14 protein-coding genes and 1 pseudogene are annotated in these 12,094 nt (G+C 41.3%); 2 read left to right on the top strand and 13 right to left on the bottom strand.

Annotation, left to right across the window (positions count from 1 at the left end; translation table 11 throughout):
• Window positions 1-16: 16 nt before the first annotated feature.
• Window positions 17-214: pseudogene (locus AB4133_RS07540) on the top strand (regulator); the annotation flags it as partial.
• 207 nt (window positions 215-421) lie between these two features.
• On the opposite strand, the gene AB4133_RS07535 reads toward AB4133_RS07540, so the two are convergent.
• The 11 genes from AB4133_RS07535 to AB4133_RS07485 form a co-directional block, all read right to left on the bottom strand.
• Window positions 422-1,657, bottom strand: a complete 1,236-nt coding sequence (locus AB4133_RS07535; protein WP_372224157.1) for a hypothetical protein — start codon at window positions 1,655-1,657, stop codon at window positions 422-424.
• Window positions 1,658-2,190: 533 nt separating this feature from the next.
• On the bottom strand, window positions 2,191-2,754 hold the full coding sequence (locus tag AB4133_RS07530; protein ID WP_048612097.1) for a DUF2726 domain-containing protein: 564 nt from the start codon (window positions 2,752-2,754) through the stop codon (window positions 2,191-2,193).
• A 168-nt stretch (window positions 2,755-2,922) separates the two neighbouring features.
• Window positions 2,923-4,068 (bottom strand): zonular occludens toxin domain-containing protein, encoded by a 1,146-nt coding sequence (locus AB4133_RS07525; protein WP_372224156.1) that lies wholly within the window; start codon window positions 4,066-4,068, stop codon window positions 2,923-2,925.
• Window positions 4,068-4,382, bottom strand: a complete 315-nt coding sequence (locus tag AB4133_RS07520; RefSeq protein ID WP_048612095.1) for a DUF2523 family protein — start codon at window positions 4,380-4,382, stop codon at window positions 4,068-4,070. The genes AB4133_RS07525 and AB4133_RS07520 overlap by 1 nt, the downstream gene beginning before the upstream one ends.
• 3 nt (window positions 4,383-4,385) lie before the next feature.
• Window positions 4,386-6,005: a hypothetical protein gene (locus AB4133_RS07515; protein ID WP_372224155.1), complete on the bottom strand. Its 1,620-nt coding sequence runs from the start codon at window positions 6,003-6,005 to the stop codon at window positions 4,386-4,388.
• A gap of 153 nt (window positions 6,006-6,158) precedes the next feature.
• Window positions 6,159-6,293 (bottom strand): membrane protein, encoded by a 135-nt coding sequence (locus AB4133_RS07510; protein ID WP_048612093.1) that lies wholly within the window; start codon window positions 6,291-6,293, stop codon window positions 6,159-6,161.
• Window positions 6,294-6,305: 12 nt separating this feature from the next.
• Complete coding sequence (locus tag AB4133_RS07505; protein ID WP_048612092.1) at window positions 6,306-6,548, bottom strand: single-stranded DNA-binding protein; 243 nt, start codon at window positions 6,546-6,548, stop codon at window positions 6,306-6,308.
• Between the two features lie 18 nt (window positions 6,549-6,566).
• Entirely contained in the window at window positions 6,567-6,905 is a 339-nt protein-coding gene (locus tag AB4133_RS07500; RefSeq protein WP_016786327.1) for a DUF1293 family protein, read from the bottom strand.
• Window positions 6,893-8,005 carry a replication initiation factor domain-containing protein gene (locus AB4133_RS07495; protein ID WP_050653502.1) on the bottom strand — a complete coding sequence of 371 codons (1,113 nt, stop codon included), beginning with the start codon at window positions 8,003-8,005 and terminating at the stop codon, window positions 6,893-6,895. The genes AB4133_RS07500 and AB4133_RS07495 overlap by 13 nt, the downstream gene beginning before the upstream one ends.
• Complete coding sequence (locus tag AB4133_RS07490; protein ID WP_016786329.1) at window positions 7,995-8,195, bottom strand: hypothetical protein; 201 nt, start codon at window positions 8,193-8,195, stop codon at window positions 7,995-7,997. Before AB4133_RS07490 ends, AB4133_RS07495 begins: the two co-directional genes overlap by 11 nt.
• Window positions 8,196-8,197: 2 nt before the next feature.
• Window positions 8,198-8,494: a hypothetical protein gene (locus AB4133_RS07485; RefSeq protein ID WP_372224154.1), complete on the bottom strand. Its 297-nt coding sequence runs from the start codon at window positions 8,492-8,494 to the stop codon at window positions 8,198-8,200.
• Window positions 8,495-8,627: 133 nt separating this feature from the next.
• Between AB4133_RS07485 and AB4133_RS07480 the strand changes: the two genes are divergently transcribed.
• Window positions 8,628-8,996, top strand: a complete 369-nt coding sequence (locus AB4133_RS07480; protein ID WP_108091740.1) for a DUF3693 domain-containing protein — start codon at window positions 8,628-8,630, stop codon at window positions 8,994-8,996.
• Between the two features lie 150 nt (window positions 8,997-9,146).
• On the opposite strand, the gene AB4133_RS07475 is transcribed toward AB4133_RS07480, so the two are convergent.
• Window positions 9,147-10,868, bottom strand: a complete 1,722-nt coding sequence (locus AB4133_RS07475; RefSeq protein ID WP_017059647.1) for an ATP-binding protein — start codon at window positions 10,866-10,868, stop codon at window positions 9,147-9,149.
• Entirely contained in the window at window positions 10,868-12,052 is a 1,185-nt protein-coding gene (locus AB4133_RS07470) for an FIST signal transduction protein (RefSeq protein WP_017059646.1), read from the bottom strand. The genes AB4133_RS07475 and AB4133_RS07470 overlap by 1 nt, the downstream gene beginning before the upstream one ends.
• Window positions 12,053-12,094: the final 42 nt, after the last annotated feature.

Here is a 12,094-nt window from a genome sequence, read left to right as displayed (position 1 = left end):
TATCAGTTGACCACTACAGGAACTAAGCATTAGTGAAGATTGGGAACAGTTCAAAATGCTATACGACAGGATGGAGCTACCTACAGGCCAAGTCGTTAGACCACAACAAATTTTGGCAGGGATAGCGCTTTTAGGGATTCAATCTGAATTAGAGATAAAGACTTCAACACATCTTCTTGGAATCGCTAGAGCGATAGCCAACATAAAGAAATAGCATTAGAAAAGTATGGTTCTTTTAGATTGAGTTCCAATACTCATTGTTACTGATTTACTAAGAGTAATGTTGGTTGTTAAAGTAACTGCGATTGGAACAAAGAAGTACCTTATTTGTTGTATTAACCAATCCTCCTTTTTGGTCATATCAAGGAGAAAAAAGCCGAACCTATGAAAGTGGGGTCGGCTTTTTACCCAACTAGACTTGTTAAGACTTATAGCCCCTGAATTGTAAAGCTTTTTGTATAATCTTATGATTAGCTAACAGCTTTGTTTTATTAGTAGGCAAATCTAAAAAAGCATTTGCATCACTAATTCGGTCAAAGTGACCAGCATGATGAATGTGGAAAAGAATCAGTTGCTTAAAATAGCGTTGAATTTGAAACCCGTGATTTTTTGCTGTATTGCTTTCTTCTCCGGCATGTACGTTTTTATTACGATACTCACGAACGTGCTCCAATATTTGCTTATGGTATTCAGGTTCATCAAAGAGAAAAGCACAACGCTTAGTTACAGAATCGCAATTACTCTCTTTCGGTGCAGCAACCCCCTCTAATGCCCCCCAAGCTCTCATAACTGCAATGTTTTGGTTTTGCTCATCAAAAGCGCGAACATAACGAAGAAGTGATTCATTAAGTAAAGCCCTATAGGTATGATGAAGCTTTTTTTGCTTACCAATAATGTACCTTATATTCTTTACTATGTTGCCGATATGTTGAGAACTAACAGGTGACGTATATATATAAGTCGGGTCATACCAAAACATATCTGGATATATGGTTCCGTCCTCTCTGTGAACTGTATGGTATTCCCCAAGCCTCATCTTGTTTATAGGTTCCCATTCATTCCCGATATGCTCAGCTATGTTATTTAAGAATAAGCTGTATAAAGACCTTAATTGATCAAGAGCTCTCAATCCCTTACTTACAGCGACTTGCTCTGATTTAGCGGTTATCTCAATAACGATCTTTGTATATCCTAATGACTCAACCTCTTTACTACCGCTATTTTTCGATAAAATCGAGTCTTTTCTATTTTTGAATTTTCTTGGAAAATTAGTTTTGTAAAACTTAAATAGGCAATCATCTAAAGCGATTTTTCTGATGCCAACATTTGAAATAGAAACTGATGTAAGTACATAGTAGGTATTGGGTCGTGAAGAAAATTCATCTTTAATACATTGGTTTACTTGTTTTATAAACGCACTTTCTTCTATTACTGAGGCTTTAGCTGCTTCTCTAACAGCATTAGAAACAAGGCGACTTTTATTTAAGTCTTTAGCTGCTTTCGGAAATTCAATCATACTTTCCAAAGCTGCTTTTGCATCGTGGTATTCAAAGCTAGAAAATGAAACCTTTCCATCGACAACTGTTTTTATACTATCTAACTTTTCTAGTATTACTTTAGGTTGTAAGCTTTTATTTGTCTTAAACTTAGCTGCCAAACTTATCTCCTGCTGTTTAATAGACACTCAAATGTAAACATAAACACCTGTTATTTATATGTGTAATTCTACTAAGTAATAGCATTTGATAACAATCACTTATGACTTAAAAAATGGTTCATAGCTCTAAAGTTTTACATCATTATATAGTTGCGTTAGAGAGCTAGCGCGCAAGCTTGCAACTAAAGCAGGGGTGTGTGAGTGCTGATAGCTAGGTCGAATTTACCCCCGTGATACAACACGGGGGTTGTTGGCCCGCAACTCGTTGGGACCCTCCCGACGAAACGGGTCCCTCCCAACGAGCTGCGAACCAAAGCTACCGAAAGCATCAACGCTGAAAGTTCTATGGGTTGCAGTAGCAAAAAGCCCCACTGGTATTGTGAGGCTCTGGTAGGGTGATCTTGGCAATGAGGCAGGGCGGTTAAGTGGTTTCAACAAGATAGCTACGCTTCGCTGCTTATCGGGCATTTGGGACTGTATACCCAAGAACCACATCGAGTGCCCTTATCCCTGCGGGGCTTGTTCATCGATATCTATTGAGTATAAATACTTTCAGGCTGTGGCGCATCGCTCACCCCATAGAGCTCTTTTTCTAATTCGAAATAGTCATACTTGTTTTTAACTTTGAAGTGCTTCAGTTCAATCCCTGCGGAAGCTGCGGCCATATCAACTAACTTATCTCTTGCTACTCTGTCTGGTCGATTGTGAGTTGAGTCGTCTAGCTCAATTAAGCATTTAACTTCAAGCGTCAATGGATCGCAAAGTACAAAATCTACATGTTTCTTGGCTATTGCGTTAAACGCTCGCCACCATGTCTTTTTATCATGAACTCCTTTCCTTGGCGTCATCAAATCAGCAATTCGCACCTTAGTAAAAACAGTATGTTTGCCCTTTGTTACAACGATTAATGCTTGATAAAAGGTTAGCTCATTTGATGTGGCAAGTTTATCTATGGCTTGGTACTGATAATGAGTAGCAGGACTATCAGTGTTTGTTTTCGTCATGTTACGTACGAGTAGTCCTACCAACTTCCATAAAATCACAAATGCAAAAAACAGCATTAGGATAGGAAAAACTAAGTTAGGCAAATGTTCCATATCATAGGTCTCATAAAATAAAAGAATTAAAATATCTTATCAGCCATGAGTTTATGATTGAAATATCAATAACATGCTAAGCCCTAAATCGTTCTAATGAGGTAGGGCGACTATATAGCTTCAACAATACAGTTCCGTTTAACATCCGGTTGATAGACTAAGAGGTGGTTAGATTTTTACGGCCTTACCGAAATCAAAAGGATCATTAGCAGGGTTATCTTCTTTGGACTCAACACACGTCAAAATCTTAACTGAATCACCCCAAGTTACTCGATAGACGCAATCAGCTAAAACCTTAAAACCATATCCCATTTCTATCAGCTCCGATTGACTAAAAGTGAATAGCTTACTGTCATTCTGACGAACCTCGATATAGATACGAACAAAAGAGTTCTGAAAATCGACAAGGTTTTGAGTGACATCTTGCCAAGCTGTCTGACGAGCATAACCAGTGACAAACAAATCAAACTCATCAAGGGGACCGAAACCAGAAGACTTTTTTGTAGATTTAACTGTTTGACCTGGGACACCGTTGGGAACTGAAACCTGGGCAGGCTCAACAACATTGTTTTGTTCAGGCTTTAGAACCGGTTCTAATTCCTTATCACTGCCAGACCACGCGTAAATATTAAAAATGACACCCGCCACAAGTAAAAATCCGCCCATCCAAAACGGCCATCGATGCCAGATTGGCTTAATGTCATTACTCATGGCTTCGGCCACGCTGCCACTGCTTTGCGTATGAGACTGATAGAAAGGAAAAAACGCTTTCTTATATTTGCGCTGTTCTTCATTGACGACTTCAGTTGTTGCACCAATCCTCACTTTCTTGGTGTAAGTATTCTTACTACCGAAAGCGGTATTCTTGGCACAGTAGTAAGTCATTTCAACCATATCGCGAACGTCTTTGTGAATCTTCCTTAGATTCTGAGTTAACAAGATGATATCTATGCCGTAGTGACCATGAAGAGAATAGAACTCAAGTATTTTGCTATCTAGCTGCTTATTTGGCAGAACCATATGAGCTTCATCAATCACAAATAGGGGACCTTTGTTATCGGCATCCCTCCAATCGTTTATGTAGTCCTCAAGCTTTGAAAACGGTCTATCCATAGAGCCGTATTGGTTTAACTGACCGTCCACAACTTCAATCAAATCCAATACGTCATTACCAAAGACTTTCTGAAAATAGGGCACATTTAAAGTCACATTGGTAACGACTTTTCGACCAGCCTTGATAGCGGGAATAATATGGAAAGCGACACTCTCATAGCTTTTACCGCTACGTGGTCGTCCTGCGATACAGTAGATCATTACGAACCTAACCTCGTGAATGGAATCAATTGTAAAATCATGCGCAAAGCAATGGCCGATATAATCAGGCTCAAACACTGAGGTAAGCCAACGGCGCCCATGACCCAAGCGACATTAGGTGGAATAGATTGTAAATATTGACCGACATCGACAGGCTGAAACAAAGCTACAGCAGAAGATAGAGCAGAATTAACGACCTCCATAAATTGCTCAACAACCCAATAAACCATATCTTTCAACATGGTAATAAGGCTCAAAAGCAACTGGTACATGAACTCAATTAGCTTATTAAATAACGTTACTATCCAGTCCATACATTACCCCCCGAAAATAATCTGACGACAATAGAAAGCCGTAGACGCAAGAAAAATGAAACGTAAAAATCCAAATATCCAGTCCATATCAATGTAATCATCAAATGACATATAACCGTAAAAAGGAACAGGCAAACCGAACTTTGGACGTTGCGCACCGCTTAAATCAATATTGCCAAAACTCGATACAAAAGGATCAACAATGCTAGTTTTCATCGCATCTAACTGACTACTTACAACAGTGCTCAAATCCCCCTCATAAGCCGATTCATAAAACCCCTGACAAGTGCCACCTTGAATACAAGTACCGTCTATACCTGCTTTGGAAGCATCCACACTTTTCAATAAGTCACCTATGTCAGTGACACCAGTAGCCAAGCCGTCTAACTTACTGGATATTTCAGCGAGCCCCTCACCATTACCACCGCCTTCAATACCGTCAATCTTATCTGATAGGGCATCGATGCTTGATTCAACACCGGACAAATCAACCGTTGATTGACCGCCAGAAACAGCCGCTATTTGCTCGCTTAATTGATTGAATTTCTCGTTAGTATTTTGATTAACATCATCGGAAACATTGCCTAAATCGTTTTTAATCCTAGAAAGGGTATAACCATTTTCACCAACAGTAGTTCTCAGCTCTTTGATTAGCTTTTGATTAGCATTGGCTTTCGCTGCATTTTTTAATTGATTTTTTTGAGTTTGAGTAAGACCAGAACCGCCAGTACCATTATTAATTGCGCTGATAATGTCGGATTTAGTTTCGTCCAAATGGCCATGAACACCATTAACTTGGGTGTTTAAACTTGTCATTCCTCTATCAATAGATGAAATATTACTCATCGTTCTAAAAACGTTATAATCCAAATCATCAAAATTGGTTTCCATATTGGCGAAACCAGTTTCCATATCAGAGAAACCTTTTTTAATAATCCCCGAGTTATCGACACCACCATCAATATTATTAATAGCGCGCTCCAAATCTTTTAGCTCTTTTCGAGTCTCGACTTCTTGAAAGGTCATTGTCTGGCGTAGGTTCTCAAGCGTCCTTGTGAACTGCTTACTAGTATTACCCTCAGCCATATGATTAATAATTCGCGTTAAATCTCGATTGGCATTAGCAAGACTGTAGATAGCTGTATTCGAGCTCTGGCAATCACGGTCCTGAGCGTCGCATTTTATAAACTCGGGTCGGCTTGCTTTGTACAAATCAAAGAAAGGATCAAGTTTGTCGGGTATTCCGTTATTGTCCTCATCAAGCTCCGCGTTGTCGTTAAGAGTGGGGTTAGGGTCAACACCATTCACAAGCCCGTCACCGTCCCAATCTTCATCATTGTCAGGTATGCCGTTATTATTTAAATCCCCGTCCTGCTCAACCTCAGAGCCGCAATTAAAAATGTCTGTATCGGCATAGACAAAACCACCAGTGCAATATGTATCGTTAGTGGGCGGGTTATCGTCACAAATTAGGCTACCGTCAGGCAAAATGGAACGTGAAGGTGGGGTATCTGAACATAGCTTAACTTTCATTTGCGAATACGGCCCGCCATAGTTCAAATCCGAAGCGTAGGCCCCAGAAGCTGAAAGACCAATCAATGACACTAGAATCATTCTCTTCATAAAAAAACCTGTAAAAAAAAGAGGCCGAAGCCCCTTTATAATTAACCTTGAAAATTCTGAGCGGCTAGAAAACCAGACAAGCCACCCAAAAGAGCAAATACCATAAGTATCAGGTCATGTATGGCAATCAGCACACTCAAATACTCCCATTAGTTACGCAGACTTTACAGCACGCTTAGCAAGACCAATTGCCTTGTAAGCCATAGTGATTCCAACAATAGCCACACCCGCAGCACCTACTTTAGTTGCAACATCAGCGAAATCCACAGCAGCCCAAATAGCTTCCATAATTTTGTTTCCTTATAAAATTTTAATTAACTTAATCACCATCTTAATGGCGTATGACATAGCAAAGCCGCTGACGAAAACTAGTGAGAAAGCCCCACCAAAAACCGCAGTAGCTTCGATTGAAGAAACCTGAGTAAACCCCATCAAATATTCATAATCACTAGCCGTAATAACAATGACCCCTGTACAGGATTCAACTGACGTATCAACAAGAGCTAGAAAACCATCTTCATTTGGTAAAGCACACTTAGGCATAACAATTCCGAATTTAGTTTATTTCTTGATAGATGCTTCGAAGTGCTTTTGAACTTCAGCATCAGTAGGGACAAGCTTGTTAACCAAGATGTCGAGTGGATCGTCTGGGTTAGCACCAAAGCTCAGTTCGTAGTCACGGTTTGCAACAAAAGCGCGTGATTGGATAAGCTGACGTGCGTAAGCCACATCAATTTTTAACGCTTGTTTGTTGTAAGGGATATCAGTTGAGAAGCCGATGCCAGTTTGTTGAAACTTCTCGTTATCAACTTCTTCAACAGCACGTAGGACTGACAATTCCGCAAATTCCATGTTGGATTTAGGGAAACGCTTGATAGCAATACCAGTTATTGTAGGCATATTCTTGACTCCAAAATTTCGATTTTCTGTTTAGTGTATTCGTCAGGAATGCCTAACGAGGTTTCAAAGTTTGCACGTCTATGATGCGTAGGAATGAGCATTCCGAATGCTTCACCCAAGTCACCCTCAGTCATTGCAACAACTTCAGATAGAGCTTTGCCACATTGACGACGAACCCAAGCAATACGAGCGAAGAACTCAAGACCTGCTTTCTTTTTGTTAAGCTCAATCTTCATTGGTTCAGCAGGGTCGATACTGGCCGAGAAGTCACACAGACCAGCAAAGGCCGAAGCAGGCGAGGCGAGTAGTGCCAAATCGCACTTCTTCAATTCCACTTCATTGCGGTACCAAATCACTTCAGGGTCAGCGATGTTTTGCTCAAACTTCTTGTTGTACACACGCCAGTAGATTGCAGAGGTACGAGAGCCAACAAGAACGGCTTCCTCTGATAATTCACCGGATTGTGAAACGCGCTTATGAGGAACCATTGTGGGACCACGTCCACGAGAAGCAGTGCGAAATGCTCCCTCATAAAAACATTTCTCAGCATATTTACAGTCAAAGATTCCGGTGTAGTCATCCACGCAGAGATCCAAACGGGCTAGGCGAGTGATACCCAAAAGTGACAACCACCAATGCACCTTTTTGTGAGTGGTGAAGTCGAACAACTTAGCGCAACCCGTACCATTGATTTGTACGTAAACCGTATCGTTGTTACCACCAACACCAACCAAACCACATTCAACCGTTCCCGTAGAATCGTAAATCACCATCGAATCTTCATAGCCATGTAAGCCACGGCCACGCATAGGTGACAGACGGAAGTTAAAGACTTTCGCCATGAACTCATCAAACCTATCGGCTAAAACCTTACGGCATTTATTACGGTGTAACTCGATTGATTTCTCTATAGCTTCTGGTGAGTTAAGACGTCCTTTGACGGTTTGTTTCTTAAACTCAGGAAATTGCATGTTGATAAAGTCTTGTTCGTTCGAGCTGTCCAAGTGTCTAAGTGAACCGTACGAAAACGAAAAGGCTAGGTGATCCACTTGAACAGGACGAATCTCATCATGGAACTTATGAGGCTTTTTAGATGGCATGGAACACACCCTTAACCAAAAGCTCTTGGTAGTTCTCATCTGTGATTTCAACAACCTGAAATGACACCATGCCGTAGTGAGCTTCCATGAACTGGAAGAAATCACGCGGAGTCTTGAAGAAATTATGACCCCAAGGGAAATAGGCGTTGATACCGTGATTGGGTTCGTTGTCGAAGTAGATAGAATCCATGATTAACGTACCAAACTGTAGAACGCGCAGAACTGTTCGAGTTCTTGGTCGTTATCAAACGTGAAAGTGAAAGCGTCAGAGCAGCTAGCTTGAGAACTGGTAAACGACACAGTATGAAAAAGTTCTTCGCCAATAGTGCGTTGGCCAAACTCAAGTTCGCTAACTAAGAACTCGAAGTAGATTTCTAATGGTGAATTATGAAGAGACACAGACGCGTGTGTGAAATCTGGGTAGTTAGAGAAGCTAACGTGTTCAGATTTCAAAACAGAGCTGTATTCAATAGATTCAATTTGGAACATAGAAGCCACCATAATTAATCAACCAAAGCAGGTTGAGTTGCGATATGTGGCAATCCTAGTTGCGACCAATGGCAATTACAAGATGCGATTTATGGCAACTTTGCAGCTACAATGAACAAAATGGAGGTGCCAAATGTACTCATCAGAATTAATTAATGCCTACAAAAAGGCGAAAAATTACATACAAGACAAGCAAGTTGCACACGACTTGAACCTTGATCCACCGAAGATAAGTAAAATTAGAAAAGGTGTTCGCCAACTTACTGATTCAGAAGCAGTTTTCTTGGCTGAGAACTCAGGTATTGACCCTGAGATTGCATTGCTTGGTTGTCACGCTGACCGCAACGAAAATCCAGAGATTAAACAGATGTGGGAACACATTGCAAAAAAGTACAACGGGCTAGGATTAAAAGCGATTTCAATGACTTGCGCGGGATTAGCACTGATGGCAGCCACCCCAAATAAAGCACTAGCTCAGTGCGTATTATGTATATTATGTTAAATGGTGTTTGGTGTTTATAAGGCAGGTATCTTTGTGCGATGCCCTGCCTCTTGTTTATCTACCAAATCGATGTTCTATTTAACAGTAAGGCTATTTACCATAAAATACCTAATAAACATATTTCCTAATCTTCGATTAAGAATACGTTTATTAGACTTCAAGCATTAATCGATCAATTGCTTCTGTGATCTCTTTAGTTCTTACTGGCTTGGTCACGAAATCATTCATGCCGACATCTAAGCACGAACATTTGTCTTCTACTGATGTGTGTGCTGTTAGCGCAACGATTGGTGTTTTGATGTTTGCGTCTCTCATGTATTTGGTTGTGGTTAATCCATCCATGACCGGCATCGACACATCCATTAAGATAATGTCTATTGATTCGTTGCCTCTTTCAATAAAGCCAATCGCTTCTTCACCATTACTTGCGATGAAAACCTCGTGGCCTTGTCTTGTAAGGATTAACTTTATCACCATTTGATTCGTTGGATTGTCTTCGACAACTAACACGGAATAACGGCTTCTTAACTCTCGTGAAGATTCGTCTTCTTTGTTAGCCAGATTATTCGTAACTCTAGTAAGCACTGGCAACTGTACTTCGAATTTGGAGCCTTTTCCAGGCTCACTCTTTACCGATATGCGCCCGCGCATCAGTTCAACCAGTCTTTTAGTGATGGCCAAGCCTAAACCTGTGCCACCAAATCTGCGTGTGATTGTGCTATCAGCTTGCACAAATGGACTGAACAGCGACGAAAGTTGTTGCGAGCTAATGCCAATCCCTGTGTCTTCCACCGTTATATAGAAAGAGCTCTGCTGGTACTTTATAGAAACATGGACATGCCCACGCTCAGTGAACTTAATCGCGTTACCGATCAAATTAAATAGGATCTGTGCCAAGCGACTTGGGTCGATGTAATGAAGTTCACCTTCAGGGATATCGCTAGTTACTGTTAGCGGCAAACCTTTATCGTCTGCTGTCTTCTTTTGTTCAGACAATACAAAAGTTACAGTGTCTCTTACGTTGCTCCATTGAGGAGCCAACGAGAAACACCCAGATTCAATCTTAGAAAAATCCAATACGTCACTGATAATTGCCAGCAATAGCTCAGATGATGTGCTCATATTAAGCAGTATAGACTGTTGTTCTTCGTTCAATGATGTGGATTTTAGGGTGTCTATTAGGCCAATTATGGCATTTAGCGGTGTTCTTAATTCATGACTCATCATCGCGAGGAATTCAGACTTGGCCTTGTTGGCTCTTTCTGCGTCTTTTCTTGCTGTGACAAGCTCTGCGGTACGTTCTCGAACGGTTGCTTCAAGCTTTTCTTTGTTCTCAATATCGAAAACAGCACGCTCTATCAACGGTCGAAAACGGTTTAGTGTGGCCTTAGTTTCAATACTAAAGTGCTTGGTATTCGAGTGGATAAAGATGATGACGGATTGTGTTAGTCCGCTATCGATACCAGTAATTAGAACAGAGTTGATTTGATCGAGGATAATGGGATGTAAGGAATTGAATTCACCCAGAGACTTGGGTTCAAAAAGGATGGCGCATTCTCCATTGATCACTCGAGATAACTTGCCACAATCACTCCAATTCATCTGTTCGAAGACTTTGTTATTGCTTAGCAGGGTTTTGAAACTGCCTTCGTTCCCTACCCTTGATACCACGATAAAGTCATCAAACTTAATGTATTTTTTGAGCACGAACTCGAGACTGGAGAATATCTCAGATATGTTACTTGCCTTACTGATCGCAGAGATGGTTGATAAGATCACCCTGTTCTCTTCAGCCAGCTTTCGCTCACGGGCTTTTAGTTTTTGCAGTTCAATACGTGCTTCTTGCAGCGCTTCTTGACCTTCAGAACCCATTACTTTTTCAACCTATAAAACGTTGCAGACGATACCATTAAATTCCCGTGTGCATTCTCGCCACCAGAGAGCCTGCCTTGTTCACCAAACGTAAACGGACATATGTATGGGAGCCCATTAAGTGCTTGATTTATTTGGTCACAAACCTCATCCATATCTTGTTTAAGGTTCAACATTGGGCCTGCACAAAAGATATTGATCGCCCCTAGTTTCTCTTCAAGATCCATGTCGTTGTAGTATGAGGAGTGAATGATATTCGCGGCGCGGCTAATCAACTGCTGCTTAGACCCTTGCATCAGGTAGATGGTGTCGCCTTCACTGATGTCTGTGAACAGCTCAATCCCATTACACTCCGTCTCTCTGATCGAATGAGACAATTTGAAATATGGGTAATCGTAAGAAGAGCCGACTTTCCTGCCTAATGGGTAGACTGACGACTTTTCGAATATGTAGCCATCATCACTGCCATCTAAGTGGAAATTAGTCCATTCGTTGTAAACGGTGACGGCTGGCCTGTGGTCTATCTCCAACAAAATTCGGTTTCTTACTTTGGTCACGGTGCCTGAATACCGCGTAGGCGTATGACCCGCGCTGAAAGAGGAATAGATGGACTGAGACGCAAACACTACCGTTAAAGACACACCATTTATAGACAGCGACTCTTCGGTGAAGATACTCCAATTTCCGGAAACCTGGTTGTCTGCAGCACTGCCACCAATAATTGGCACTTCAGTACCAAATTTCTTATCGATAGCCGCCATCACCTTTTCTTCGTTACCCGGTGTGGAATGCAGCAAGATAAGATCAGGAATTTCACCTTCTCGGTTGGCGTTCTTGAGTGCTTTGTCTATCGCGCTGAAGGTACTGCGGTCTATGGAGTCGCTGAAATGTTCGATTCCCGTACCATAGGCGTTGATCCCCGAGTCATAAATAATGAGGACGCCAATGACTGGACCAGAATGAAAACCAGTTTCGGTCATAATGCCGTGACAAGTAGTACAGCCATGTATGGGAGTGTTCGGGAGAGCATCTACGAAATATCTCTGCACAGCGAGTGTCGAATACTCTTCTGTGCAGTAGCAAATAAGACAAGCAATATCGTCAGGGTTTTCCACCCCGCTGAGCAACTCATCTACTGCGATTTTATCGTCTAGGGAGTAAGAGACTTTTGATAGAAATTTCATAGATTCTGGGTAACTTTATTAATGCTCTCTTTATAACACTTT

The organism is Vibrio sp. 10N.286.52.F8, assembly GCF_041468745.1.
In the GTDB taxonomy this organism is placed as follows: Bacteria; Pseudomonadota; Gammaproteobacteria; order Enterobacterales; family Vibrionaceae; genus Vibrio; species Vibrio crassostreae_C.
This window is presented reverse-complemented; position numbering and strand designations above follow the sequence as displayed.